The organism is Enterobacter sp. BNK-29 (assembly GCF_048684785.1).
In the GTDB taxonomy this organism is placed as follows: Bacteria; Pseudomonadota; Gammaproteobacteria; order Enterobacterales; family Enterobacteriaceae; genus Enterobacter; species Enterobacter cloacae_M.
In genome coordinates, this window is the sequence record NZ_JBLQTU010000001.1 from 432,064 (window position 1) to 458,274 (window position 26,211).

General features: G+C 56.8%; 20 protein-coding genes and 3 tRNA genes. 11 read left to right on the plus strand and 12 right to left on the minus strand.

The annotated features are described in order from the left end of the window. Window positions 1-8 precede the first annotated feature (8 nt). Together ACMGGX_RS02085 and ACMGGX_RS02090 are read left to right on the plus strand one after the other, a co-directional pair. The gene (locus ACMGGX_RS02085; protein ID WP_063441201.1) at window positions 9-2,198 is read left to right on the plus strand and encodes a TonB-dependent siderophore receptor; all 2,190 of its coding nucleotides are present in this window, start codon (window positions 9-11) and stop codon (window positions 2,196-2,198) included. A gap of 164 nt (window positions 2,199-2,362) precedes the next feature. After that, window positions 2,363-2,438, plus strand: a tRNA-Asn gene (locus tag ACMGGX_RS02090). A 53-nt stretch (window positions 2,439-2,491) separates the two neighbouring features. Here ACMGGX_RS02090 and ACMGGX_RS02095 read toward each other — a convergent pair. The 3 genes from ACMGGX_RS02095 to ACMGGX_RS02105 form a co-directional block, all read right to left on the minus strand. Beyond that, window positions 2,492-2,824, minus strand: coding sequence for a type II toxin-antitoxin system PemK/MazF family toxin (locus tag ACMGGX_RS02095; protein WP_420297974.1), 333 nt, complete (start codon window positions 2,822-2,824; stop codon window positions 2,492-2,494). Continuing rightward, window positions 2,825-3,082 carry an antitoxin gene (locus ACMGGX_RS02100; RefSeq protein ID WP_033145928.1) on the minus strand — a complete coding sequence of 86 codons (258 nt, stop codon included), beginning with the start codon at window positions 3,080-3,082 and terminating at the stop codon, window positions 2,825-2,827. Window positions 3,083-3,373: 291 nt separating this feature from the next. After that, complete coding sequence (locus ACMGGX_RS02105; RefSeq protein WP_348561417.1) at window positions 3,374-3,763, minus strand: RidA family protein; 390 nt, start codon at window positions 3,761-3,763, stop codon at window positions 3,374-3,376. A 141-nt stretch (window positions 3,764-3,904) separates the two neighbouring features. On the opposite strand from ACMGGX_RS02105, the gene ACMGGX_RS02110 reads away from it, so the two are divergent. Beyond that, window positions 3,905-4,825, plus strand: coding sequence for a LysR family transcriptional regulator (locus tag ACMGGX_RS02110; RefSeq protein WP_420297975.1), 921 nt, complete (start codon window positions 3,905-3,907; stop codon window positions 4,823-4,825). A gap of 151 nt (window positions 4,826-4,976) precedes the next feature. On the opposite strand, the gene ACMGGX_RS02115 is transcribed toward ACMGGX_RS02110, so the two are convergent. Further along, complete coding sequence (locus ACMGGX_RS02115) at window positions 4,977-5,888, minus strand: LysR substrate-binding domain-containing protein (RefSeq protein WP_420297976.1); 912 nt, start codon at window positions 5,886-5,888, stop codon at window positions 4,977-4,979. 173 nt (window positions 5,889-6,061) lie between these two features. Between ACMGGX_RS02115 and ACMGGX_RS02120 the strand changes: the two genes are divergently transcribed. Next, window positions 6,062-6,667, plus strand: coding sequence for a glutathione S-transferase family protein (locus ACMGGX_RS02120; RefSeq protein WP_420298741.1), 606 nt, complete (start codon window positions 6,062-6,064; stop codon window positions 6,665-6,667). Window positions 6,668-6,710: 43 nt separating this feature from the next. Here the strand turns inward: ACMGGX_RS02120 and cbl are convergent, their stop codons facing one another. After that, on the minus strand, window positions 6,711-7,661 hold the full coding sequence (cbl, locus tag ACMGGX_RS02125; protein WP_023336219.1) for an HTH-type transcriptional regulator Cbl: 951 nt from the start codon (window positions 7,659-7,661) through the stop codon (window positions 6,711-6,713). Window positions 7,662-7,757: 96 nt separating this feature from the next. Next, window positions 7,758-8,675: a nitrogen assimilation transcriptional regulator NAC gene (gene nac / locus ACMGGX_RS02130; protein ID WP_008499475.1), complete on the minus strand. Its 918-nt coding sequence runs from the start codon at window positions 8,673-8,675 to the stop codon at window positions 7,758-7,760. A 320-nt stretch (window positions 8,676-8,995) separates the two neighbouring features. Here nac and ACMGGX_RS02135 point away from each other — a divergent pair. Next, window positions 8,996-9,071: transfer RNA gene (locus tag ACMGGX_RS02135), tRNA-Asn, on the plus strand. A gap of 157 nt (window positions 9,072-9,228) precedes the next feature. Here ACMGGX_RS02135 and ldtA read toward each other — a convergent pair. From ldtA to ACMGGX_RS02150, 3 genes are all read right to left on the minus strand, one after another. Beyond that, window positions 9,229-10,125: a L,D-transpeptidase gene (ldtA, locus tag ACMGGX_RS02140; RefSeq protein ID WP_420297977.1), complete on the minus strand. Its 897-nt coding sequence runs from the start codon at window positions 10,123-10,125 to the stop codon at window positions 9,229-9,231. Window positions 10,126-10,186: 61 nt separating this feature from the next. Continuing rightward, window positions 10,187-12,880: a cation-transporting P-type ATPase gene (locus ACMGGX_RS02145; RefSeq protein WP_420297978.1), complete on the minus strand. Its 2,694-nt coding sequence runs from the start codon at window positions 12,878-12,880 to the stop codon at window positions 10,187-10,189. Window positions 12,881-12,927: 47 nt separating this feature from the next. Then, window positions 12,928-13,359 (minus strand): universal stress protein, encoded by a 432-nt coding sequence (locus tag ACMGGX_RS02150; protein WP_420297979.1) that lies wholly within the window; start codon window positions 13,357-13,359, stop codon window positions 12,928-12,930. A gap of 397 nt (window positions 13,360-13,756) precedes the next feature. Between ACMGGX_RS02150 and ACMGGX_RS02155 the strand changes: the two genes are divergently transcribed. Genes ACMGGX_RS02155 through ACMGGX_RS02165 form a run of 3 tightly spaced genes read left to right on the plus strand, consistent with a single transcriptional unit; the run spans window position 13,757 to window position 18,866 of the window. Beyond that, a complete protein-coding gene (locus ACMGGX_RS02155; protein WP_420297980.1) occupies window positions 13,757-14,842 on the plus strand; it encodes an efflux RND transporter periplasmic adaptor subunit in 1,086 nt (361 codons plus the stop codon). Then, complete coding sequence (locus ACMGGX_RS02160) at window positions 14,842-17,904, plus strand: efflux RND transporter permease subunit (protein WP_420297981.1); 3,063 nt, start codon at window positions 14,842-14,844, stop codon at window positions 17,902-17,904. The genes ACMGGX_RS02155 and ACMGGX_RS02160 overlap by 1 nt, the downstream gene beginning before the upstream one ends. Further along, window positions 17,901-18,866 (plus strand): acyltransferase, encoded by a 966-nt coding sequence (locus ACMGGX_RS02165; RefSeq protein ID WP_205916484.1) that lies wholly within the window; start codon window positions 17,901-17,903, stop codon window positions 18,864-18,866. Before ACMGGX_RS02160 ends, ACMGGX_RS02165 begins: the two co-directional genes overlap by 4 nt. Here the strand turns inward: ACMGGX_RS02165 and pagP are convergent. After that, entirely contained in the window at window positions 18,863-19,438 is a 576-nt protein-coding gene (gene pagP, locus ACMGGX_RS02170) for a lipid IV(A) palmitoyltransferase PagP (RefSeq protein ID WP_420297982.1), read from the minus strand. The genes ACMGGX_RS02165 and pagP overlap by 4 nt on opposite strands. Window positions 19,439-19,693: 255 nt before the next feature. Between pagP and shiA the strand changes: the two genes are divergently transcribed. From shiA to ACMGGX_RS02185, 3 genes are all read left to right on the plus strand, one after another. Then, a complete protein-coding gene (gene shiA, locus ACMGGX_RS02175; RefSeq protein ID WP_420297983.1) occupies window positions 19,694-21,010 on the plus strand; it encodes a shikimate transporter in 1,317 nt (438 codons plus the stop codon). 73 nt (window positions 21,011-21,083) lie between these two features. Then, the gene (locus tag ACMGGX_RS02180) at window positions 21,084-22,538 is read left to right on the plus strand and encodes an AMP nucleosidase (protein ID WP_348561434.1); all 1,455 of its coding nucleotides are present in this window, start codon (window positions 21,084-21,086) and stop codon (window positions 22,536-22,538) included. An 18-nt stretch (window positions 22,539-22,556) separates the two neighbouring features. Beyond that, the gene (locus ACMGGX_RS02185) at window positions 22,557-24,323 is read left to right on the plus strand and encodes an aminopeptidase P family protein (RefSeq protein ID WP_348561435.1); all 1,767 of its coding nucleotides are present in this window, start codon (window positions 22,557-22,559) and stop codon (window positions 24,321-24,323) included. Window positions 24,324-24,471: 148 nt separating this feature from the next. Here ACMGGX_RS02185 and ACMGGX_RS02190 read toward each other — a convergent pair. Next, window positions 24,472-24,547, minus strand: a tRNA-Asn gene (locus ACMGGX_RS02190). Between the two features lie 103 nt (window positions 24,548-24,650). Further along, a complete protein-coding gene (gene emmdR, locus ACMGGX_RS02195) occupies window positions 24,651-26,105 on the minus strand; it encodes a multidrug efflux MATE transporter EmmdR (RefSeq protein WP_123244567.1) in 1,455 nt (484 codons plus the stop codon). Window positions 26,106-26,211: the final 106 nt, after the last annotated feature.

Here is a 26,211-nt window from a genome sequence, read left to right on the forward strand (position 1 = left end):
ACATAACAATGAAACGTTCTCATCTTTGGGTTTTAAATCCTTGCTTACTTGCAATGCTTTCTACCTCTGCGTGGGCGGAAGAACAAAAGGAAGAAAATATCGTTGTCTCCGCCAGCCGCGCGCACCGCAGCGTGGCGGAGATGGCACAGACCACCTGGGTCATTGAACGGGCTGAAATTGAGCAGCAGGTTCAGGGCGGGAAAGAGATTAAAGAAGTGCTGGCACAGCTGATCCCGGGCATGGACGTCAGCAGCCAGGGACGTACCAACTACGGCATGAACCTGCGCGGCCGCTCCATGATGGTGATGGTGGACGGCGTTCGCCTGAACTCGTCCCGCAGCGACAGCCGCCAGCTGGACTCTATCGATCCGTTCAACATTGACCGTATCGAAGTGATCTCCGGCGCCACCTCGCTCTACGGTGGCGGCAGCACCGGCGGCCTGGTGAACATCGTCACCAAAAAGGGCCAGCCGGATACCGAAGTTGAGTTCCAGACCGGGGCAAAAAGCGGGTTTAACAGCCACAACGATCACGATGAGAACGTGTCGGCAGCCGTAAGCGGCGGCAACGACAACGCCTCCGGTCGTCTGTCGGTGTCCTATCAGCGCTACGGCGGCTGGTATGACGGCAAAGGCAACGAGGTGATTATCGATAACACCCAGACCGGCCTCCAGTATTCCGACCGTATTGATGTAATGGGCACAGGCACCATCAACATTGACGATCGTCAGCAGCTGCAGCTGACGACGCAGTACTACAAGAGCGAGTCCGACGGCAAGCATGGGCTGTATCTCGGGAAGAACTTCTCGGCGGTAACGGGCGATGCGACCGCGTACAACAAAGATAATCTCGATTCTGACCGCGTACCGGGTACCGAGCGCCATCTGATTAACCTGCAGTATTCCAATACCGACTTCTGGGGCCAGGATCTGGTCGCGCAGATTTACTATCGCGACGAGAGCCTGACCTATTATCCGTTCCCGACCCTGACCAAAGGCGTGGTGAGCAGCATCGGCGCGTCCCAGCAGAAAACCGATTTTTACGGCGGCAAGCTGACGCTGAACAGCAAGCCGGTGGACGATTTAACGCTGACATGGGGTGTGGATGCCGACCACGAAACCTTCGATGCCAACCAGCAGTTCTTTAACCTGAGCAAGGCTGCGGCGAGCGGCGGCATGGAGCTGGATAACGCCTACAACGTGGGCCGTTACCCGGGCTACAGCATCACCAACCTCGCCCCGTTCCTGCAGGCCAGCTACGACATTGACGCCATCACCCTGAGCGGCGGCGTGCGTTATCAGTACACCGAGAACAAGGTGGACGACTTTGTTGGTTACGCCCAGCAGCAGGCCATCGCCACCGGGAAAGCTACCTCCGCCGATGCGGTGCCGGGCGGGAAAACCGATTACAACAATTTCCTGTTTAACGCCGGGATCCTCGGTCGCCTGACCGAACAGCAGCAGCTGTGGTTTAACTTCTCCCAGGGCTTCGAAATTCCGGACCTGGCGAAGTACTACGGCTCCGGCACCTATCAGCTCAGCAACGGTCACTATCGCCTGCTGAACAGCGTCAACGTGAACGACTCGACGCTGGACGGTATCAAGGTCAACGCTTATGAGCTGGGCTGGCGCTACACCGGCGATAACCTGCGCACGCAGGTCGCGGCGTATTACTCGCTCTCGGATAAAACCATCACCATCAACAAGACGGATATGACCATCAACCTGGAAGACGACAAGCGTCGTATCTACGGGGTGGAAGGTCAGGTGGACTATTTCTTCACCGACAGCGACTGGAGCACCGGTGCGAACTTTAACGCCATCAAGTCTGAAACGCGCGAAAACGGGAAATGGGAGAAGCTGACGGTTGACAGCGCCAGTCCGTCAAAAGCCAGCGCCTGGGTCAACTGGGCACCGGGCGACTGGACCCTGCGCGTGCAGAGCACGCAGACCTTTGACGTGTCAGACTCCGACGGCAAGAAGATCGATGGCTATAACACGGTCGACTTCCTGGGCAGCTACGCCCTGCCGGTGGGCAAGGTCAGCTTCAGCGTGGAAAACCTGCTGGACAAAGACTACACCACCGCCTGGGGCCAGCGCGCGCCGGGGCTGTATAGCCCAACCTACGGCGCACCGGGGCTGTATACCTATAAAGGCCGCGGACGTACCTTTGGTCTGAACTACTCCGTACTGTTCTGATCCTGCGCGCCGCCTGCGGGCGGCGCATTTTGCTGTGTAATTTCAACGCGAATTTGCTATAAAATCAGCGATTTGCTGAAATTGTCGGCAAACGAAAGAAAAGTGCGTTTTCACCCTTTGACAAGCCGTACCGAGGCCGCTACTATGCGCCTCGTTCACACGATTCCTCTGTAGTTCAGTCGGTAGAACGGCGGACTGTTAATCCGTATGTCACTGGTTCGAGTCCAGTCAGAGGAGCCAAATTTGAAAAGCCTGCTTTTGAGCAGGCTTTTTGCTTTTCTGCGTCACTGATGTTAATGCAGAATCGCATCCAGCCTGGCAAGCACTTCATTTACAACCGCGTCAGGTATACGTTCCAGCCGCATGCCGTTCCGGGCAGCCATATCAATGGTTCTGGGCTGGTCGCAGCGAATAACGCCCGTTGTTGTTGTCCCCGCCCCTTCCAGTGAAACGGTGAAACCTGCTGTACGTGCAAAGTTTCCGCCGCTGGTGACGGGAACCACTACCGGTAACCGGGTCAGCTTGTTAAACGATGCCTTCGATACGACAAGAACCGGACGTTTTCCACTTTGCTCGTGGCCAGCAATCGGATCCAGTGAAACAAGCCAGATTTCCCCTCTGTCCATTTACAGGATCTCCCTGCCCACCGCAGGCGCATCGATCCATTCCCGCTCCTCTTCGCTCATTTCAGCGTGCGGATCGCACTGCGCCAGCAGCTCCTCAAGCGAATAGTGAGGCCGCTTCTGGGGTTCAATAATCAGGCAGCCATTATTAATGGTCATGCCGACTTCGCTGTCCGTCGACAGCTCCAGCGTTTTCAGCACGGCGGGAGGAACCGCCAGCATGATGGATCCGCCGACCTTTTTCAGACGAGTTGTATACATAGCGCACCTCCGAATATTATATTTTAATATAACATTCATGGCGGGAAGTGCACAATTAGTCATCAGATTCATGGTGATTTCCTTTTCGTATTTAGGTGTCCATAAAGCCGTTATCTATCGAAGGACAGTGCAGGTGGGAACGAAGCGCGGAACTAAGAAGGCTGATAATAGAAAACTGTTTTTGCGGTTCAAAGGATTATGGCTAATCGGATAAACGAAATGCGAGGCGGCTTCCGGATCGGAGCTGCGCCCGCTGTATTGTCTTTTGACCGTCGGAAAGACCCGTAACGCTTAGGGCAGCCTGGCAATCACCTTAATTTCAAACTGGAACCCGTACAGCCACGTCACGCCGATCCCGGTCAACGTAGGGTAAGGCGCTTCCCCCCAATATTCTGGCAGGATACTCCAGATTGTGTCGAGGTTTGACTCGGGATCGACGACAAAGAGGGTAACGTCAACCACGTCATCGAACGTGCAACCCGCAGCTGCGAGAACAGCATTAAGGTTATCGAATGCCAGCCGGACCTGCGCGTTGAGATCCTCTTCAGGCGAACCATCCTCCCGGCTACCAACCTGCCCCGAAACAAACAGGAAGCCGTTAGATTTGATGGCGGGTGAATACCGGTTGCGCTCGTAGAGCGCCTGCCGACCGAAGGGAAAAACGGCTTCGCGTGTTGTCATGTTTGTGCCTCTGTAATGGGGCGAAATCTGCCCGGTGAACATAAAGACAGTTTACAGGTGTCGAATCGGGCGGATAAACAAGCGACTTTGTCCATCATTGTTTGTAATATCCAAACAATCGGTGAAAAGAGAGGACTTGGGATGGATCGTTTCGATGCGATGCGCGCCTTTGCTCGCGTGGTGGAGGCTGGCAGTTTCACCAGGGCTGCCCAAACGCTTCATATGAGCAAAACCACGGTGACGCAGCTTATTCAGCAGCTGGAAGCGCGCCTGCGCGTAAAGCTGCTCCATCGAACCACCCGCAGGCTCGGCGTCACTCCTGATGGCGCGGTCTACTACGAGCGCGTCATCCGCCTGCTGTCGGACATGGAAGATGCTGAAAACAGCCTGTCCAGTGCGACGATGGCGCCCCGGGGGCGACTACGGGTGGACGTGCCCACTCCTCTCGCCCGCCTGGTGCTGGTGCCCGCACTACCGGCTTTTCACGCGCGCTACCCTGATATCCAGTTCGACATGGGCGTGAGTGACCGAGTGGTGGATCTGATCGGCGATAACGTGGATTGCGTCGTGCGGGGCGGGGAAATCAATGACCAGTCCCTGATCGCACGCCATGTTGGCGATTTGCAAATCGGTGTTTACGTCGCACCGAGCTATGTGGAACGCCTCGGCGCACCTGCGCATCCGCGAGAGCTGGAAAATACGGACCATCACATAGTGGGATTCTTGTCCTCACGCACCGGCAAGGTTGATCCTCTGGTACTGCACGGTGAGAGCGAACATATTGAAATCACGGGAAGCTACGTGCTTGCAGTGGATGATGGTAATGCCTACCTCGAAGCCGGGCTCGCTGGATTAGGCGTGATTGCACTACCCGTCTATATGGCGGCAGCTCATCAGGCATGTGGTTCCTTGATTCCGCTATTTGAAGACTGGCGTATTGATCCAATGCCCCTTTATCTGGCCTTTCCGCCGAACCGCCACGTTAACGCCAAACTGCGCGTTTTTATTGATTGGATCGTTGAATTGATGCAGCAGCATGTCCCCACTTCCGCCAATAAATAACTGCATCTCAGCCCGCTGCTCCGCAAATTAGAGTTGACTAGTTGTCATCATGGCGTTTTGACAGAAAGGGAATTCAAAGTTGGCTTACAACTTAGCCAACTTTGGGTAAGGCGATCCAGTCAAAGGAGCCAAATTTGAAAAGCCAGCTTTTCTAGTGGCCGTTGCTTTCCGCGGCACCCACCAACTGCCGCCAGACTGCCACTTCCTCATCCAGCCACGCGACAAAAAGAGCCACCTCCGGCTTCGTCTCCGTTGACCGCGCTGTCACCAGCCAGTAAGGCCAGGGATACGGCGCGGTAATGGAGGTTAGCTGGACCAGTTCACCCCGGGTGATGGCATCCTGAACCAGAGAGCGGCGCTCCAGCGCGATCCCTTTCCCGAGCCGAACAGCTTCGATAATGATATTGGAGTCGTTAATGCATAAACCGCCAGGCACGATCTCTTTCTCCAGCCCCGCATTCACGCACCACGTTTTCCACGACTCCATGGAAAAAATAATATGACTTTTTGCAATCTCAGCCGGCGTAACGGGCAGCTCGCCGCCGTTATAGCCAGGCGCGGCCACCACAATGAGTTCATCGGAAAAAAGGTACTGGCTTTCGCTCCCTTCCCAGCTTCCTTTCCCCATCCGTATCGAGATGTCTATCCCCTCCTGCTGCAGGCTGGTGACCGTCAGGCTGGCCTGGATCCGAAGGGTGATAAGCGGATATTTCGCCCGAAAGCGTTCCAGACGCGGCAACAGCCAGTGGCATCCAAAAGACGGCACCATCGCCAGCGTCAGCTCCTGCTTTCTCGGCTTCACCTGTACGAGCCGGGTGGCATCCGCAATATGGTTCAGCCCCTCGCGTACCTGTAAGGCATAGAGCCGCCCTTCTTCGTTGATCTGCACCCCGCGTCCCTGACGGATAAAGAGCTTTACGCCCACCATCTCCTCCAGCAGTTTGATCTGCTGGCTGATTGCGGAATGGGTAACGTGGAGTTCTTTCGCCGCCAGCGTCACGCTGCCAAGACGGGCGACGGCTTCAAAGCTTCGCAAACTGGCAATGGGTGGAAAATCCGACATGAAAGCACTCCCTTATCCGCGCTGGATGTATAACGGCAACTTGCCCACATGTCAGTAATACTAACCTTTACGGTAAGATACTGAAGATATTCGCCAGGAAGTTTGTATTGTACTGTCTGTTCATCCTCTTCAATGACGCGTTATTTCACAGAGACAGGAAAACGGGAACGATGATTAAGCTTGTTGGCATGATGGATTCACCTTATGTACGGCGCGTGGCGATCTCCCTTGAGCTTTATGGCGTTGAGTTTGAAAGCCAGCCGCTGTCGGTCTTTAGCACTTTCGACGCGTTCTCCCGAATCAACCCCGCGGTAAAAGCGCCCACGCTGATTCTGGATAACGGAATACGTTTGATGGATTCGTCGCTGATACTGAATTATTTCGAAGCTCAGGCCGCCCCCGGGCGGAGGCTCCTGCCCGTCGCGCCGGATGCGCTGGCAAACGATCTTCAGACGCTGGGCTTTATCCTCGCCGCCGCGGAGAAAGCCGTGCAAAATGTGTATGAACACCACCAGCGCCCGGTGGAAAAGCAGCACGCTTTATGGGTCGAACGCGTTACAACCCAGCTGCTGGCGGCCTGCAGGGAATGGAATGCCTTGCTGAAGACGCGTCCGGCCTCCGCCGTTCCCGATCAGGTTGCCGTCACGAGCACGGTTGTCTGGACGTTTATTCAGTCGATGCTCCCGCATGTCGTTAACGCAGCGGATTTTAGAGAGATTCAGGCGGTTGCCGAATCATTCGAATCACAGGCGGTCTTTAAAAAATATCCGTTCAACTAAGCGATGAGCCCGGTCAGCGCAGCGCTGCCGGGCAAACCAGCGCCTAAATCTGATAATCAATCGCCACTTCTTCCGGCTCCATCACCTGGCGTTTAATCTCATCCACCGACAGCCCGGCGTTGCAGAGTTCGATAAAGCGCCACACATAGTTGCGCTGCAGCTGCCCGCGCTTCAGGCCAAGCCATACGGTATTGGCGTCGAACAGATGACGCGTATCAAGACGCACCAGGTTCCCGTCCTCGCGTTCTCCGCTGGACTGTTCCGCCACCAGGCCAATGCCCAGACCCAGCTCGACGTAGGTTTTGATCACGTCAGAATCCTGCGCGCTCAGCACCACGTCCGGCGTTAGCCCTTTGCGGTTGAACGCCTCGTCTATGCGCGAACGTCCGGTGATCCCCTGGCGGTAGGTGATCAGCGGCCATTTCGCGACGTCTTCCAGCGTCAGAGGGGAAACCTGATTCAGCGGATGATCGACCGGGAGTAATAAGCTGTGGTACCAGCGGAACCAGGGGAAGGCCACCAGCAGCGGGTCGTTGCTCAGGCGCTCGCTGGCAATGCCGATATCCGCCCCACCGTTTTGCAGCAGCACTTCAATTTCCTGCGGCGTGCCCTGGATAAGTTCCAGACGGACGTCGGGGAAAAGTTCGCGGAACGCTTTAATCACCGGCGGCAGGCTGTAGCGCGCCTGGGTGTGGGTGGTGGCGATGGTGAGGACGCCCGACGCGTCATTGGTGAAGAGATCCGCCAGACGACGCACGTTGCTGGCCTCGTTGAGGATGCGCTCTGCGATGGTGAGCAAAGCCTTACCCGGCTCCGTCATGCCGAGCAGCCGCTTGCCGCGACGGATAAAGATCTCTATGCCCAGCTCCTCTTCCAGCTCGCGGATATGGCGGCTGACGCCGGACTGAGAGGTATAAAGCATATTGGCGACCTCGGTCAGGTTGTAGTCCCGCCTGGCCGCCTCACGGATAATTTTAAGTTGCTGGAAATTCACGATTCACTCCGGCGCATCTGACATAGCTCTATTGTTAGAGTCAGCCGCGCTGCAGAACAAATAATAAAAACCAGCATCTTATGCTTTTATGGAATATCAGCTCACGAGCTGGAGTTCACGGTTCTCAAGCGACGGCTTGCTGACCAGCGACATCAAAATCTCTTTTACCGCCTGCGCCTGCGGCGACAGCGAACCGCGTGCAGACATATTCAGCGACAGCGGCAGGCTCATCGAAGGCGTAGTGATGCGCGCCATCCAGCCGTTCGCCGCGCTGCACAGCGAGCGTGCTGCGGATTCCGGCAGAACCGTCACACCCATTCCGCTGGCAATGGCCGCGGTGAGCGTGGAGATTGAGTCAATTTCACCGATGATTTTTGCCGTCAGGCGGCGCAGGGAGAACGCTTCGTCCACGCGCACGCGCACGGCGCTGTAGTCGCGCGGCAGATAAAGATTCATCTCTGCCACGGCGGTAAGGTCTACGCTCTGGCCCGGACAGTCGCGGGTGCCCACGAGGTAGAGATCTTCTTTCAGCAGCGGCTGGCTGGTGATGCCGGCGACCGGGGAGCGATCGTAAAGGACCGCCATATCCAGCTGGCCGTTGAGCAGTTTGTCATTCAGCACGGAACCGCTGTTTTCGTGCAGGTACACCAGCACTTCAGGCAGCTCGGCACGGACGGCCTGCAGCAGCGGCATGGTAATAGAGGACGCGGCCGTTCCCGGCGCCAGTCCGATAGAAACGTGCCCGCTCAGGGTCTGGCCCACGTTATTCACCGCCAGCTGCGCCTGTTCACACTGGCGAAGGATGGTGCGCGCATGGGTATACAGGATCTTGCCTGCTTCCGTTGGCGTGACGCCGCGTTTGGTGCGGATCAACAGCTGCTGATCCATCTCGCCTTCCAGAGTAGCCACCTGCTGGCTCAGCGCAGGCTGCGCGATATGCAGCACTTCTGCCGCTTGAGTCAGGCTGCCGATATCGACGATTTTTACGAAGTATTTCAGTCGTCTTAAGTTCATTTTGCCCCCTGTTCGAAATGCTGTGCCGGAACCGGCTGTCGTTGTTGAACAGGTTTTGCAATATGAATGCCACTTTTACCAGGCGGTCTAAATTGTTCGCTAAGCGCCTGAAAATAAGGAAACCTAATCATGGAGGGGGGTTTTATTACCGAAACAGCAGTTTATGATCTGCCCCATTAGGGGTATACCCGCACCATGACGGTGCATTCCGCTGCCAAAAACATCACTTTGCCGATTTTGTCAGCAAACGATCAAAAGGCGTTGATCCACCCTTTGACAAGGCGAACGCAGGTCGATAATATGCGCCCCGTTCACACGATTCCTCTGTAGTTCAGTCGGTAGAACGGCGGACTGTTAATCCGTATGTCACTGGTTCGAGTCCAGTCAGAGGAGCCAAATTTAAAAAGCCTGCTTTTAAAGCAGGCTTTTTGCTTTTCTGCATCTGGTAAAATTGTCGGGTGGCGGCTGCGCCTTACCCGACCTACGGGGCTCGTGTGTGCCCCCTCTCCCGTGGGAGAGGGCTGGGGTGAGGGCACCAGCCCGCGCTATTCCTTCACATGCCAATCTTAACCGGCATCCCCGACCGCCGTTCCAGCTCAGCGCCCGCGCCCTCGTTTATCAGCTGCGTTCGCTGCGCGGCTGAAATAGGCAGCGGCACTTTCCGGGTTGACTCAAACTCCGCGCGGTTACGTGATAATGGCTCATGAACCTCCACCCAGCGACTGCCGTCCGGCTCCGTGGTCATTTTTACGGGCCGATCGATAAGCTGGACGCGGGTGCCTACGGGAACGTTATCGAAGAGGTATTTGATGTCGTTATTTCGCAGACGGATACAGCCCTGGCTCACCCGCAGTCCGATGCCGAAATTTGAGTTTGTGCCGTGAATGGCATACAGCCTACCGATATAAATCGCATACAGCCCCATCGGGTTATCCGGCCCGGCGGGCACGAATGCCGGCAGCGTTTTCCCTTCTGCCGCATAGGCACGGCGCGTGTTCGGCGTCGGAGACCAGGTTGGCCCCTCCTGCTTACGCTCAACGGCCGTCACCCAGTTACGCGGGGTTTCGCGCCCGGCCTGACCGATGCCGATGGGCAGCACTTCAACGGTGTTACCGCCCGGCGGGTAGTAGTAGAGACGCATTTCTGCCGCATTCACGATAATGCCCTCGCGGACGGTGTCAGGCAAAATCAGCTGCTGAGGGATCACCAGCCGGGTGCCAGGTTTGGGCAAAAAAGGATCCACGCCCGGGTTTGCTTCCAGCAGGTTGCTCAGCCCCTGCCCGTACTGCGCGGCAAAGGCTTCCAGAGGCAGCGTATTGCCTTCGGGAACGGTGATGATAATCGTGTTTCCCACCAGACGACTGCCTTCCGGCGGAAGCGTATAGGTTACGGCAAACGCACCGGGTACAGCGGCACACAGCGCAAGGACGAACCAGGTAAGTCGAATCATAGTTTCCTGTGCTCAAAAAAGAGAAAGCCCGGACTCAGGCAGGCTTTCTCAGTTTACGCTATTACGCCTCGGTTTTGCGCCACCTGCGCGTCAGCACTTTCTCCGCCTCGACAATAAGGAACATCACAAAACCAATCAGGAAGGTGATGACCCAGTAGCGGAACGGCAGCGCTTCGGTGCCAAACAGCATCTGCATGAACGGTGCGTAAATGATCAGAAGCTGTAGCGCCAGCAGTACGCCGCTCACGATCCAAATCCCTTTATTCGCCAGCAGGCCTTTGCTCAGCGAGAAGCCGTCATTAACGCGGCAGTTGAGCATGTAGAACCACTGCGCCGTTACCAGGGTTTGCAGCAGCACGGTGCGGATAAATTCCGCCGAGTAGCCGCGCGGCTGTAGCCAGGCTTCTAGCACGAAGGCGCTAATGGCAATCATCAGACCGACAAACACCACGCGCCAGATGGCATAGCCGTCCATTACATGAAGATTCGCCTTACGCGGCGGCCGATTCATGATGTCCTTCTCACCCGCTTCAAACGCCAGGCCAAACGACAGCGTTGCCGACGTCGCCATGTTCATCCACAGGATCAGGACCGGCGTCAGCGGGATCAGGTTCCCCGCCAGCAGCGCGATGATGATCAGCAGAGCCTGCGCGATGTTGCTGGGGATAACGAACAGAATGGTTTTTTTCAGGTTATCGTAAACCCGACGCCCCTCGTGCACCGCGCTGGCAATGGTGGCAAAGTTGTCATCCGTTAACACCATGTCGGCGGCTTCCTTGGTCACTTCCGTCCCCTTAATCCCCATGGCGATACCCACATCCGCCCGCTTGAGCGCTGGGGCATCATTTACGCCATCCCCGGTCATGCCCACGACTTCCTGCTTACTTTGCAGGGCCTGCACAAGGCGGAATTTATCCTCCGGGCTGGTTCGGGCGAAAATATCGTACTGCTGCGCGGCGTCGCTCAGCTGACGATCGTCCATCGCCTCCAGCTCACGTCCGGTGATAGCGCTTGCGGCGTTACCAATCCCCAACATTTGCCCAATGCTCATTGCCGTTTGCGGGTGGTCGCCGGTGATCATTTTCACGCGGATCCCGGCCTGCAGACAGTCGGCAATGGCGGTAATGGCCTCCGGACGCGGCGGATCCATCATTCCAGCAATACCCAGCAGGATCACGCCGTCATGCAGGTCCGGATGATCCAGCTCGCGCTGTCCCTCGCGGGCAGGTTTCCAGGCCGCGGCCACCATGCGCAGACCTTCCCGGGCATACTCTTCAATCTTCCCTTCCCAGTAAGGCTGATCGAACGGCTGCAGTCCGTCATTCGTCTGCTGGTACTGGCAGAGGCGGAACAGGACGTCCGGCGCGCCGGTGATTAAAATCACCTCTTCATCGCCCAGCCGGTACAGAGTGGACATGTATTTATACTGTGAATCAAACGGGATTTTGCTGCGCATTTCGGTATCGAGCGGTGGGAGCGGGATTTTCGCCGCCAGCACCTTCAGCGCGCCCTCGGTTGGGCCCCCGGTGATTTTCCACAGCCCCTGCTCGTCTTTGATCAGCTGGCTGTCATTACAGAGATCAATGGTGCGCAGATAGCGTTCCAGCAGGGAACCCTGCGTCACGCTGACGGGCGTTGGGTCATCTACGGGGTGAATATTCCCCACCGGTTCGTAGCTGTCACCCTCTACGCGATAGGTCGTGTCAGCGGTAATCACCGCTTTGACCGTCATTTCATTCATCGTCAGTGTGCCGGTTTTATCCGAGCAGATGACCGTCATTGCGCCCAGCGTTTCAACCGTAGGCAGCTTGCGAATAATGGCCTTGCGACGCGCCATCGCCTGTACGCCAAGCGAAAGGATGATGGAAATAATGGCCGGCAGGCCTTCCGGCACGGCGGCAACGGCGAGGCTAATAAGCGACAGCACCAGTTCAGAAACCGGCATATCCCGGAACAGGAGGCTAAAGACAAACAGCGCCACCATCATCACCAGGATAGTGATAAAGATAGTCTTACCGAGCTTGTCCATCTGCACCATCAGCGGCGTGCGGTGCTTTTCAATGTCGGACATCATCTGATTGATGTGGCCCAGCTCGGTCTCGCCCCCGGTTGCCACCACCACGCCTTTACCGCCGCCGGAGCTGACGGTAGTGCCCGAGTAGAGCAGATTATACCGGTCACCTAAGGGCAGTTCCCCGCTTAACGCATCGCTGTTTTTCTCAACAACGGTGGATTCGCCGGTCAGGATGGCCTCCTCCACGCGCAGGTTATGCGCTTCAATCACGCGCAGGTCCGCAGGGATACGATCCCCGGCGCGGATCACCACGATATCTCCCGGAACCAGCGCCGTGGTGGGGATCGTTTCATGATTCCCCTGTCGTACCACCACGGCTTCGCTGGAGAGCATATTGCGAATGCTCTGCAACGATTTTTCAGCATTGCTCTCCTGGATATGGCCAATCAGCGCGTTAATGATGGCAACCCCAAGGATCACAAACATGTCTACCCAGTGGCCCATAAAGAGCTTAAGCAACGCGGCCACCAGCAGCACGTAAATCAATACGTCGTTAAAATGCGCCAGGAAGCGCAGCCAGGCGGGTTTACCCTTTTTTTGCGGTAACGCATTCTCACTGTGCTGCTGAAGTCGGGCTGATGCCTCTGTGCCGCTAAGGCCTTCCAGGGTGGAGTGGATATTCGACAGGGTTTCGTCAACGGTTTGTTGATAATACGGACGTTCAGGTTTTCCTGTTTTCATCGTTCCTTCCTCAGGTTCTATTCAGAAATCACCTTGCTTCTCTGTAATTAACGAATAACGAAAACAGGAACATGTGCGTAACGAACAATACTTGCCGCCTCCGATCCTAACAAATGGGTTTGAATATTGGGATTTCGCGAGCCGACAATAATCGCGCCGACGGCAAGTTCATCCGCCAGCTTAATAACCTCATCACGAACATTCCCGCTACGGACGTGGAGATGAACCCGCTCTTCTGGCAGATTCAATTTTTTGACCAGGTCAGACAGCTTTTCTTTTGAATTATTAATCATATATTCATCCATCTTGCGCGCATCTGAAATAAAACCACGCGTCAGTTCGGCTGAAAATTTGGGCATGACGTGCAGCAAATGAATGTCACCCGTTGCGCTTTGCGCCAGAAACTGTGCATGCTGCAACGCTTTATCCGCCAGGCTTGTCTCGTAGACATCCACCGGAACGAGAATGTTTTTATACATATCGAGCATCCTTTTTATAACCAACACGAGAGTGAATGAAGCAAAAAAACGCATTAAATGCAGGGGGTTGCCCTTAATGACAGTTACGATAAAAAGAGATGAACAATATTAAACGTAGCACAGGAATATCAGATTTAGCGTTTCCCCACTGATAATGGTTATTTAACATTTATCTTTTCGCCGACTATGCTCATAGTCAGCTACCGCTTCCGGCTCATGGAGGAATGTATGTATGGTTTAAGCCTGATCCGCCTGGGTATGTTTATTGCACTTGCCATTATCGCCAGCACGGCGATTGGTCTATTTACCTATATGGTCGTCACTGTTCTGGCAGAATAGTGTCACCCCCTGTCCAGGTTATGGAATAAATAAAACAGTTATTTATTAGGGGAATACAGTGAACCGCTATCTCTCTCTTTTACCGTTCGTTTTGTTAACGCTCACGGCGTGCGACCCAAAACCGAAGCAAGCTTCCCCCCTTCCCAGGATGGTAAAAGTGGCGGAGGTGACGGTTCCCGGTCACGCCCAGCAGCGCGTTTTTCCCGCCCGCATTGAATCGGGCGATGCCACAGACCTTTCCTTCAAGCGCGCCGGTCAAATTGAAGCGCTCGATGTGCGTCAGGGCGCAGCCATCAAACAGGGGCAACAGCTTGCCAGACTGAACGCCCGTGAAGCCCAGCAGCGGGTTAACGACAGACAAACGGCGGCGACGCTGGCCCAGAGGCAATTCGATCGCTTCCAGACGCTGGCGGGCCGCCAGGCGATTTCGAAAGCGGAAATGGACGTGCAGCGTGCGAACCGCGATTCGGCTAATGCGGCGCTGCAGATTGCCCGAGAAGAGCTGAATCAGATGACGCTCGTCGCCCCCTTCAGCGGGACGGTGGCCAGCGTGCACGTGCGAAACCATCAGGTGGTGTCTGCCGGTCAGCCTATTGCCACGTTAACCCGCACCGACCTGCTGGACGTGGTGTTCAGTATCCCTGAAAACCTGTTTAAGGCCTTTGATATCCGCAACGCGCAGTATCGCCCCGTGGTGAAAATTAACGCCATGCCGGATCGGGAATTTACCGCCGTCTACAAAGAGCATTCGGGCAGCAGCGACAGCAATACCCTGACCTGGCAGGTGATACTGACCATGCCGCGACCAGATGATTTCCCCGCCGTCGGTGGCGTAAGCGGTACGGTGACCATCAATTTAACCAACCTCCCGGCGGGCGCGGATGCTCAGGCGCTGGTCGTACCGGTTGAGGCAGTCTTTAACCCGGACAACAGCCCGCGTAACGAGCCGCACGTCTGGGTCGTAACGGGCGAAGGCGATGCGCTGCATCTGGAAGACCGCAAGGTCAGCGTGGGGCAAGTGAGCACCGAAGGGGTGGTGATTACCAGCGGGCTTAAGGCGGGCGAGCGCGTGGTGGCCGCAGGCGTTGGTGAGCTCCATTCTAACCAGCCGGTGCGTATCTGGACGCGTGAACGGGGACTGTAATGGATATCTCTCGTCAATTTATTAATAACCCTGTTCGCGTCTGGCTAACGATCCTGCTGCTGGGCATCGGGGGTATTTTCGCCCTGTTGAATATCGGCAGGCTGGAAGATCCCGCCTTTACCATCAAAACCGCTGTTGTGGTCACCCACTACCCCGGCGCATCCGCTCAGCAGGTTGAAGAGGAGGTGACGCTTCCGCTGGAGAATGCCCTTCAGCAGCTGCCTTATCTGGACAACGTGAGCTCCATCTCTTCAAACGGTCTGTCGCAAATCACCGTTAACATCGCTTCTCGCTATCACTCGAACGAGCTGCCGCAGATTTGGGATGAACTGCGCCGCCGCGTGGGCGATGCCTCGCGTCAGTTTCCGCCCGGCGTCGTCACGCCCTTTGTGAATGACGATTTCGGCGACGTGTTCGGCTTCTTCTTCGCCATTTCCGGAGATGAATTCAGTAATCCTGAACTGGTGCGATATGCGGAGCAGCTGCGCCGGGAGTTAATTCTGATACCCGGCGTCGCGAAGGTCGCCATCGGCGGAGCGATTAGCCAACAGGTCAACATCGATATCTCCCTGACCAAAATGGCCGCGCGCGGCATTACGCTGAACCAGCTTTCCGCCCTGCTCAGCAGACTTAATGTCGTTTCCAGCGCAGGAGAAATCACCTCCGGCACCGAATCCATTCGCCTGCACCCGACCGGTGAATTCGAGAATCTTGATGAACTGGCGGATATTATCATCACGCCTTCCGGCACCGGGGCGGCGACGCGTCTGCGGGATATCGCCACGCTGTCGCGCGGGCTGAACGAATCGCCGGCCAGTATCTACCATGCCAACGGTAAAAAAGCCGTCACCATGGGCGTCTCGTTTATTCCCGGCGTGAACGTTATCGACGTGGGCCACGCGCTGGAGGCGAAGCTAAACCAGATGTCGGCGGAAAAACCGGCCGGCATACGGATAGACCTGTTCTACGATCAGGCAGCCGAAGTGGGCCACTCCGTTAACGGTTTTATTATTAACTTTCTGATGGCGCTGGCGATTGTCATCGGCGTGCTGCTGATCTTTATGGGCGTACGCAGCGGGATCATCATCGCGTTTTCTCTCGCGCTCAACGTGCTGGGCACGCTGCTGATTATGTATCTGTGGGGCATTGAGCTGCAGCGCATCTCGCTCGGGGCGCTGATTATCGCCCTCAGCATGCTGGTGGATAACGCCATCGTGATTGTCGAAGGGGTGTTGATTGCCCGACAGCAGGGCTCGCCTCTGCTGACCGCCGTGAACTACATCATCCGCCGCTCCGCCCTGCCGCTGCTGGGGGCGACGGTGATTGCCATCCTGGCGTTTGCTCCTATCGGGCTGTCGCAGGATTCCACCGGGGAATACTGTAAATCCCTGTTCCAGGTGCTGCTGATTTCCCTGATGCTGAGCTGGTTCTCTGCGCTCACCCTCACCCCGGTGCTGATTAAGTGGTGGTTGTTTAAAAACGACAGCGCGCCCGATAAAACCGACGAGTCAGACCCTTACGATAAACGACTCTACCGCGCCTACCAGCGCCTGCTTAACACGCTGCTGCGCCATAAGGCACCGACGCTCATTGTGATGGCTGCGCTGCTGGCAGCCTCTGTCTGGGGCTTCGGCGCCGTGCGGCAAAATTTTTTCCCGTCGTCTAATACGCCGATTTTCTTTGTCGACCTGTGGCTACCCTACGGTACCGATATCAAGTGGACTGAGAAAATGACCAGCGATATTGAAAAGACGATCAATGGCCAGCCGGGCGTGGAGACCACCGTCTCAACCATTGGTCAGGGAAGTATGCGCTTCATTCTGACCTACAGCGGACAGCGCCAGTACAGCAACTATGCGCAGATCATGGTGCGCATGGACGACCAGCGCAACATCTCCGCCCTGACGCGCCACGTGGACGAGTACATCGCGCGAAACTATCCGCAGGTCAACGCCAGCACCAAACGCGTGATGTTTGGCCCCTCCGGCGACAGCGCCATTGAGGTGTGCATTAAAGGCCCCGACCCTGACAGGCTGCGCCTGATTGCCAGCCAGGTGGACGATATTCTCACGCGCGACCCTGCCACCGGCAGCGTCAGGAACGACTGGCAAAACCGCAGCAAGGTGATCCGCCCACAGTACGTTGCCGCCCTGGGCCGCGAGCTTGGCGTAGATAAGCAGGACGTTGATAACGCGCTGGAGATGAACTTCTCCGGCAGCCGGGCTGGGCTGTACCGGGAAGGGAGCGACCTGCTGCCCGTGGTGGTGCGCCCGCCTGAGAGCGAACGGCTGGACGCCAATCACCTGAACAACGTGCTGGTGTGGAGCCAGACGCGGCAGCAGTATATCCCGCTGAGTAACGTCGTCAGCCGCTTCTCGCTGGAGTGGGAAGATCCGCTCATCCTTCGACGCGACCGCTCGCGGGTGCTGACGGTGCAGACGGACCCGGACCCGATGAGCCAGCAAACCTCCGGGGACATTCTCGCCCGCGTGAAGCCGCAGATTGATGCCCTTAACCTGCCACACGGCTACAGCATCGAGTGGGGGGGCGACGCGGAAAACTCCAGCGAAGCGCAGCAGGGGCTATTCACTACGCTACCTCTCGGGTATCTGGTGATGTTTGTCATTACGGTGCTGATGTTCAGCTCGGTGAAAAATGCGGTCGCCATCTGGCTGACCGTACCGCTGGCGTTGATTGGCGTCACGCCGGGATTTTTACTTACCGGCATTCCCTTTGGATTTATGGCGCTGATTGGTCTGCTGAGCCTGAGCGGCATGCTGATCCGTAACGGCATCGTGCTGGTGGAAGAGATCGAGCAGCAGAAAACGCAAAAGGATCAGCACGAGGCGATCGTGTACGCCGCCACCTCGCGCCTGCGCCCTATCCTGCTCACCGCGTTCACGACCGTACTGGGCCTGGCTCCGCTGCTGCTGGACGTTTTCTTCCAGAGCATGGCCGTTGTGATTATGTTTGGACTGGGGTTTGCTACAATCCTGACGCTGCTGGTACTCCCCGTTATCTATGCGTGTTTCCATCGTAAGGACGAAGCCAAACCACAATGAATGCGACAGGGCTGAACATTATCAAGACGCTGGGCTGTATGACGGCGGTGACCTTCTTTACCATCTACAACACCTGGGATCATTATGATTACGACTATCACTGGATCCTGGGATTTTTGACCTTTATCTCGACGATTGCCACGCCGCTGTTTTTTGTGGTTGCGGGCTATCTCGACGGACAATCCCGGCACGGCACCCGCTGGCAGCTGGGTAAAATTAAAAGTCTGGTGATTGTTTTTCTGTTCTGGATAACGATCTACTACCTGTGGGAGCCCTATCAGCGCGGGTATTTAATCCAGCCCTGGTTCGTGTTCGCCTTTGTGGTGATTTACACCTTCCACCCGGCGGTGGAGTGGCTCAGCCAGCGGCGAGCGCTGTTCTGCGGCGCGATTGCCGCCCTGCTGCTCTTTTCTTACGGATACGATCTGCTATCGGCGCTCTATCCTGAGGCGCACGCCCTTTCTCTTTCACCGCAGTATCGGCTGTGGACGTGGCTGCTGTTCTATCTGACGGGGCAACTCTTCTGCGACCCGAAAATTGCCGAGTGGATTAGCCGCAAAAATGTGGTCAGGGCGGCGGTTGTCGCCATCCCGTTTATCTACCTCTTCACCTGGTTTTACGAGCGCCACTTCTTCTTCGCGCTGTTCAAGGCGGACAGAAACGCCTTTATTCTCACTGGGTCGCAGATCTACATCCTGATTATTGCCCTGGTGATTGCGGCGAACGGCGTGCGCTTTCGCCGCAATGCTGAATTTAAGGAGTCCATTCTGGCCGCCATCAGCAAAACGATGACCGGCGTGTACATTGTGCACTACTCGGTGTTTCATCTGCTGACGGCGCTGATACCGGTGACCTCTCTCGGTATGAAGCTGGCGCTGATTGTGCTCACTTTCATTACCTCTGTTCTCTTCTCCATGCTGGTATTGTCTAACGCCGTGGCAAAAAAGGTGATCACCCTTTAAAAGCCTAAGCGCAGCCAGGCAAAGAGCACGTTGCCGTTGTTATACGTCCCAGGAATATAGGTGAACTGAACGGTAACGCGCTTATACCCGGCCGAAAACAGCGGGAAGATGAACGGTAGCGGGACATAGTTTGCAAAATCATCTCGCGCCGTGATGCCCGCCGCGGCACCGAGACCAAGGCGGAAATCTTTGGCATTATCCAGATACCAACCCTTCTCCCAGCCATAGCCCATCGCGGGCTGCCATTCGTTGTGCGAGTCCTTGAACATCATCGCGAACAGCGCGCTCCAGTTGCCCTCTTCGTTATAGCGGGAAACGCCCAGCCCGCCGCCCCACGGCATTTCATTGTAATTGTCCGTTTTTTCTTTGTCGTACATAAAGCGGGCGTGCCAGCTCAGAAACGGCAGGTACAGATCGTAACGTTGGGGCTCTTCCCAGGTTTGCGAAATATCATCCGTCAGCGTATTCCACCAGCCGCTGATACGCTGTTCACCATAGACGTTGGGCTCCGCATGAAGCGGTGCGACGAATAAAAACAGGACCATCCAGAATGCCGAAAAGGTGCGTTGCATCGTTATTCCCTCAGCTTAACTCGCGCAGCAGTCACTATTACTGTAAACCATTCAGCACTTAACGGAGCCGGGAAGACATAATTATACGGCGCAGGTGTAGATGAAATTTATTTATTCAGCGCCTTCCGGAAAGATAAAAACGTTTTCTCAGGCGTTTTGTCGCGGTAGTCTCATAGGTTCCGTTTATATGGCGGCTGCTTTGTGAGTGACCTTTTCTTATACCAATAATTAAAAATCAGTACGGACAGGACAACTATGGACTCCACCCTCATCTCCGATCGTCCCAACGAGGAGACACCTTCGCTCAATCGTGCCCGCCGCGCAGCCTTAGGCAGCTTCGCGGGTGCCGTCGTCGACTGGTATGATTTTCTGCTTTACGGCATCACTGCCGCCCTGGTGTTTAACCGCGAGTTTTTTCCCCAGGTCAGCCCCGCGATGGGCACGCTCGCCGCGTTTGCCACCTTCGGCGTCGGCTTTCTGTTTCGCCCGCTGGGCGGTGTGATCTTCGGCCACTTCGGCGACCGCCTGGGCCGCAAGCGCATGCTGATGCTCACCGTCTGGATGATGGGGATCGCCACCGCGCTTATCGGTATTCTCCCCTCGTTTGCCTCTATCGGCTGGTGGGCACCGGTACTGCTGGTCACCCTGCGCGCCATCCAGGGTTTTGCCGTGGGCGGCGAATGGGGGGGCGCGGCGCTGTTATCCGTAGAGAGCGCGCCGAAAAATAAGAAAGCGTTTTACAGCAGCGGCGTACAGGTCGGGTACGGTGTGGGCCTTCTGCTTTCCACCGGGCTGGTATCGTTAATCAGCCAGCTCACCACCGACGAGCAGTTCCTGAGCTGGGGCTGGCGCATTCCGTTCATCTTCAGCATCGTGCTGGTCATCGCCGCGCTGTGGATCCGCAACGGGATGGAAGAGTCCGCGGAATTCGAACAGCAGCAGCGGGAAAAACCGCTCGCCAAAAAGCGTCTGCCTGTGATGGAAGCGCTGGTTCAGCACCCTGGCGCTTTTCTGAAAATTATCGCCCTGCGCCTGTGCGAGCTGCTGACGATGTATATCGTCACCGCGTTTGCCCTGAACTACTCGACGCAGAACCTCGGTCTGCCGCGCGAGCTGTTCCTGAATATTGGCCTGCTGGTTGGCGGGATCAGCTGCCTGACAATCCCCTGCTTCGCGTGGCTGGCGGACCGGTTTGGCCGCCGTCGCGTTTACATCACCGGGGCGCTGATTGGCACCCTCAGCGCCTGGCCATTCTTTATGGCGCTGGAGGCGCAGTCGATCTTCTGGATTGCCTTCTTCGCCATCATGCTCGCCAACATCGCTCACGACATGGTGGTGTGCGTGCAGCAGCCGATGTTCACCGAGCTATTTGGCGCAAGCTACCGCTACAGCGGCGCGGGCGTGGGCTACCAGGTGGCAAGCGTGGTCGGCGGCGGATTTACGCCGTTTATTGCCGCCGCGCTGGTGACCTTCTCCGGCGGCAACTGGCACAGCGTGGCGATTTATCTGCTGGCCGGCTGCCTGCTGTCGGCGGCGACGGCGCTGCTGATGAAAGAGACGAGTCACGGCTGATCTCCCTTTTGTTTCACGGGCGTGTGACATACTATCGGGTAGAGTCGCACACCTGTGGAACAAGGAGACAGAGATGAATAATAAGGGCTCCAGCCTGACCCCGGCTCAGGCGCTGGAAAAACTCGACGCGCTGTATGAACAGTCCGTCAACGCGCTGCGCGGCGCCATCAGCGAATATATCGAAACAGGGAAACTTCCCGACCAAAAGGCCAGAACCGAGGGCCTTTTTGTTTATCCATCGCTCTCTGTGACCTGGGACGGCAGCGCCAGCAGTAATCCCAAAACCCGCGCCTACGCGCGCTTTACCCACTCCGGCTGCTACAGCACCACCGTCACCCGCCCTGCGCTGTTCCAACCGTATCTTGAAGAACAACTCACGCTGCTGTACCAGGATTACGGCGCGCACATTTCTGTAGAACCTTCACTGCACGAAATCCCTTATCCGTACGTGATAGACGGCTCGGCGCTGACGCTGGATCGCTCCATGAGCGCGGGGCTGACCCGCCACTTCCCGACCACCGAGCTTTCACAGATTGGCGATGAGACGGCCGACGGGATTTATCACCCGGCAGAATTTTCTCCCCTGTCGCATTTTGATGCCCGCCGGGTCGATTTCTCCCTGGCGCGCCTGCGCCACTACACCGGTACGCCAGTCGAACATTTCCAGCCGTTCGTGCTCTTTACCAACTATACCCGCTACGTCGACGAGTTTGTCCGCTGGGGCTGCAGCCAGATCCTCGACCCGGAGAGCCCGTATATCGCGCTGTCCTGCGCGGGCGGGATCTGGATCACCGCTGAAACCGAAGCGCCCGAGCAGGCGATCTCCGACCTGGCGTGGAAAAAGCACCAGATGCCCGCCTGGCACCTGATCACCGCCGACGGTCAGGGCATCACCCTGATCAACATAGGCGTGGGCCCGTCAAATGCCAAGACCATCTGCGACCATCTGGCGGTACTTCGCCCGGACGTGTGGCTGATGATTGGCCACTGCGGCGGCCTGCGCGAAAGCCAGCTGATTGGCGACTACGTGCTGGCCCACGCCTATCTGCGCGATGACCACGTGCTTGATGCGGTCCTGCCGCCGGATATCCCAATCCCGAGCATCGCCGAAGTACAGCGCGCGCTGTATGACGCGACCAAAGAGGTCAGCGGCATGCCGGGCGAAGAGGTTAAACAGCGCCTGCGCACCGGCACGGTCGTCACAACGGATGACCGCAACTGGGAGCTGCGCTACTCCGCCTCCGCGCTGCGGTTCAACCTGAGCCGCGCGGTGGCGATCGATATGGAGAGCGCCACCATCGCCGCACAGGGGTATCGCTTCCGCGTCCCTTACGGCACGCTGCTGTGCGTCTCCGATAAGCCGCTGCACGGGGAAATTAAGCTGCCGGGCCAGGCCAACCGTTTCTACGAAGGGGCTATTTCTGAGCATCTGCAGATTGGTATTCGTGCGATTGATTTACTTCGCGCGGAGGGCGACAAGCTCCATTCGCGCAAGCTGCGCACCTTCAACGAGCCGCCGTTCCGCTAATCACGATAAGGAAAAACAATGTCCAGCTCATCACCGCTCTCTGCCCTGCGCCACTGGCTTGAGGCCAGCCATCTCGACGGGATGATCGTCCCGCGAGCGGATGCCTGGCAGAGCGAATACTGCGCGCCTTACGACGAAAAGCTGGCCTGGCTGACGGGCTTTGACGGTTCGGCCGGCGTGGCGCTGGTGCTGAAAAACAAAGCGCTGCTGTTCGTCGACGGGCGCTATCAGGTTCAGGCACGCGTTCAGGTCAATACGGATGAGGTTGAGATCCACCATCTGCACAACGAGCCGCTGGCAGAATGGCTGGCAGAAAACGTTGAGTCAGGAACGCGCATCGGTTTTGACGGGCTGCTGATGACCAATTCAGAGTTTGAGCAGCTGTCAGCCACGCCGTGCGAGCTGGTGCCTCTGAAGGCCTCGCCGTTTGACACATTGTGGACCGATCGCCCTGCCGCACCGGCGGGGCTTATCCGTGAGATGCCGGTTGAACACAGCGGTGAACGCAGGGCGGACAAACGTCAGCGCGTCGCCGCCGTGCTGGCCGCAAACAACGCTGATTATCTCGCCGTTACCCTGCCGGATAACATCGCCTGGCTGCTAAACGTGCGTGGATCAGATATCCCCTTTAGCCCGGTTCCTCTTTCCTTCGCCCTTCTCGGTCGTGACGGTCATGTTGAGTGGTTTGTTAACGACAATAAGCTCAGCGCCCTGCCTGACGGTGTGCGCAGTGCGTTCACCATTGCGCCGCAGGATACCTTTATTGAACGCTGCCAGCAGATTGCTGAAGGCAAACGGGTGATGATTGATGCCGATTCCGCGCCGGTGGCCCTGCGCTTCGCCATTGAGCCACGAGGAGAAATTGTCTGGCGGACCGATCCCATCACCCTGATGAAAGCGACTAAAAATCCGGCCGAGCTGGCAGGCTATCGCGAGTGCCATCACCAGGACGGGGCCGCGTGGGTCAACTTCCTCGCCTGGCTGAGCCGTGAAGTGCCTCTGCGCGAGGCGGCAGGACAACCGCTCACCGAGCTGGACGCTCAGGCGCAGCAGCTTGCGTTCCGTCAACAGCAGCCCGGGTTCATCGAGCAGAGTTTTGAAACCATCTCCGCCTCTTCGAGCAATGCGGCGATGTGCCACTATCATTCGAGCGAGGCCAGCAATAAGCCCATCGGCCATGACCATTTTTACCTGAACGATTCCGGCGGCCAGTATGTTAACGGCACCACCGACGCCACGCGCACGCTGGCGTGGGGGAAAGTCGATCCGCAGCAGCGCCTGCACTATACTGCCGTGCTGAGAGGCTTCCTGTCTCTTATTACCCTGCAGTTCCCTTCCGGGACTCAGGGGCATCAACTGGATGCGTTTGCGCGTCGTCCGCTGTGGGAGATGGGGCTGGATTACGATCACGGCACGGGACACGGCGTGGGGCACCAGCTGCTGATCCACGAGAACCCGCATCGCATCGCCAAAAAGGTCAACCCGTGGCCGCTGGTGGCGGGCAATATCATGACTATCGAGCCGGGCTACTATCTGGGCGACAGCCACGGTATTCGTATTGAAAACCAGGTGGAGATTGTGGAGAGCCGTCCGGGGTTCTGCAAATTTGCCTCGCTGACGCTGATCCCGATCGACTTAAGTCAGGTTGAGCTGCATCTGCTGAGCGAGCAGGAAAAGCAGTGGCTGGATGCGTATCACCGGCAGGTACGCGAGGTGCTTTCACCTCTGGTGAATAGCGATGCGCATCCGTGGCTGGAGGAAGCGACGGCACCGATTAGTTTGTAATTTCGTGCGGTCTGGTGCCCTACCCCTCTCCCACGGGAGAGGGTGCACACACGAGCCCCGTAGGTCGGGTAAGGCGCAGCCGCCACCCGACAATTTTACCAGATGCAGAAAAGCAAAAAGCCTGCTTTAAAAGCAGGCTTTTCAAATTTGGCTCCTCTGACTGGACTCGAACCAGTGACATACGGATTAACAGTCCGCCGTTCTACCGACTGAACTACAGAGGAATCGTGTGAACGGGGCGCATATTATCGATGCTCCCCCATGATGTCAAAGGCAGAATGCATATTTACGATCGTTTGCCGAATTATTCTCCACTTCGCGCAATTGTCAGGCATTCTTTCGCGGATATTTCCACAGCCAGCGCCCGCTAACCATCCGCCAGTAGAACAGCGCGCCCCGAACGGCCCAGTCGAGGAACATCCCCAGCCAGACGCCGACCACACCCCATCCGAGCATCACCCCGAGCGTATACCCCGCGACAACGCGACATCCCCACATGCCGAGCATCGATACCCACATCGCAAAGCGAGCATCGCGCGCCCCTTTCAGCCCGGCGGGCAATACCCATGAGGCCGCCCAGATGGGCATGAAGGCCGCGTTGAGCCAGATGAGGATCTTAACAACCTCTTTAACGTCGTCTTCGTGGGTATAGAACGAGGCCATCAGCCCGGCAAACGGCGCGGTTCCCCAGGCGATCAGCGTCAGCCCAATGGTCGACAGCCAGAACACGTGCCGCAGCTGCCGCTCCGCCTGGCCTATCTGCCCTTTCCCGAGCCGCTTACCCGTAATAATGGTCGATGCCGAACCCAGCGCGTTACCCGGCAGGTTAATCAGCGAGGCAATAGAGAAGGCGATAAAGTTACCGGCGATAACGTCGGTGCCCATCCCGGCGACAAACATCTGCGTGAGCAGCTTCCCGCCGTTGAACAACACCGATTCAATGCTCGCGGGAATGCCGATGCCCATCACTTCCCAGATAATGGCGAAATTAAAGGGGCGGAAATAGCTTTTCAGCGTCAGACGCAGCGAGGGGGTAATCCCCGCCATCAGCACCCCGATGATGGCTGCCGCACCGATATAGCGTGAAATGGTTAATCCCAGTCCGGCACCGACGAACCCCAGCCCCTCCCACGAGAACACGCCGTAGATCAGCACGCTGCTGATAATGATATTCAGGATATTCATCCCGCCGTTGATCAGCAGCGGAATTTTGGTGTTTCCCGCCCCGCGCAGCGCGCCGCTGCCAATCAGCGCAATGGCCGCCGCCGGATAGCTTAAGACGGTCATTTCCAGGTAGGTCAGCGCCAGGTCTTTAACCTCGTTCGTGGCCTCCCCGGCGACAAAATCGATAATCTCTTTACCGAAATAGTGGATCACCGCCGCCAGAACGATCGAAAAAATGGTCATGATCATCAGCGACTGGCGGGCCGCCTCGCGTGCACGTTTGGGATCAAGCTTGCCGAGGCTAAAAGCCACCACCACCGTCGTCCCGAGATCTATGGCGGCAAAGAACGAGATCACCACCATGTTAAAGCTGTCCGCTAGCCCAACCCCAGCCATCGCCTCTTTTCCCAGCCAGCTTACCAGGAAGGTGCTCAAAACCCCCATCAGCAGAACGCAGGTATTTTCAAGGAAGATAGGCACGGCAAGAGGGGTGATTTCACGCCAGAACAGGACACGATAGCTTTTACGTTTTGCATACCATGGCGTGCGCGTTATCGCCTGGCGTAAGGAGGCAGTGACGTTCAAAATGGACCTTAGCGAGAAAAGTTGAAACTCCATTTCAAATGATGGGGGACAAATGCTAATCCTGCAAAGTATTTTCCAGAAAAAGATGTGTGGATTTACAACAAACTGACGACAGAATCAGCAATCAGTCGATTTTCCC

Bases quoted from the DNA above. Each gene is read 5' to 3' on its own strand.
- ACMGGX_RS02185 (WP_348561435.1), top strand. From the start codon at position 22,557: ATGTCCAGCTCATCACCGCTCTCTGCCCTGCGCCACTGGCTTGAGGCC.
- ACMGGX_RS02160 (WP_420297981.1), top strand. From the start codon at position 14,842: ATGGATATCTCTCGTCAATTTATTAATAACCCTGTTCGCGTCTGGCTA.
- ACMGGX_RS02100 (WP_033145928.1), bottom strand. From the start codon at position 3,082: ATGTATACAACTCGTCTGAAAAAGGTCGGCGGATCCATCATGCTGGCG.
- ACMGGX_RS02105 (WP_348561417.1), bottom strand. From the start codon at position 3,763: ATGACAACACGCGAAGCCGTTTTTCCCTTCGGTCGGCAGGCGCTCTAC.
- ACMGGX_RS02150 (WP_420297979.1), bottom strand. From the start codon at position 13,359: ATGTATAAAAACATTCTCGTTCCGGTGGATGTCTACGAGACAAGCCTG.
- pagP (WP_420297982.1), bottom strand. From the start codon at position 19,438: ATGCAACGCACCTTTTCGGCATTCTGGATGGTCCTGTTTTTATTCGTC.
- shiA (WP_420297983.1), top strand. From the start codon at position 19,694: ATGGACTCCACCCTCATCTCCGATCGTCCCAACGAGGAGACACCTTCG.
- ACMGGX_RS02145 (WP_420297978.1), bottom strand. From the start codon at position 12,880: ATGAAAACAGGAAAACCTGAACGTCCGTATTATCAACAAACCGTTGAC.
- emmdR (WP_123244567.1), bottom strand. From the start codon at position 26,105: ATGGAGTTTCAACTTTTCTCGCTAAGGTCCATTTTGAACGTCACTGCC.
- ACMGGX_RS02095 (WP_420297974.1), bottom strand. From the start codon at position 2,824: ATGGACAGAGGGGAAATCTGGCTTGTTTCACTGGATCCGATTGCTGGC.
- ACMGGX_RS02180 (WP_348561434.1), top strand. From the start codon at position 21,084: ATGAATAATAAGGGCTCCAGCCTGACCCCGGCTCAGGCGCTGGAAAAA.
- ACMGGX_RS02110 (WP_420297975.1), top strand. From the start codon at position 3,905: ATGGATCGTTTCGATGCGATGCGCGCCTTTGCTCGCGTGGTGGAGGCT.
- nac (WP_008499475.1), bottom strand. From the start codon at position 8,675: ATGAACTTAAGACGACTGAAATACTTCGTAAAAATCGTCGATATCGGC.
- ldtA (WP_420297977.1), bottom strand. From the start codon at position 10,125: ATGATTCGACTTACCTGGTTCGTCCTTGCGCTGTGTGCCGCTGTACCC.
- ACMGGX_RS02085 (WP_063441201.1), top strand. From the start codon at position 9: ATGAAACGTTCTCATCTTTGGGTTTTAAATCCTTGCTTACTTGCAATG.
- ACMGGX_RS02165 (WP_205916484.1), top strand. From the start codon at position 17,901: ATGAATGCGACAGGGCTGAACATTATCAAGACGCTGGGCTGTATGACG.
- ACMGGX_RS02115 (WP_420297976.1), bottom strand. From the start codon at position 5,888: ATGTCGGATTTTCCACCCATTGCCAGTTTGCGAAGCTTTGAAGCCGTC.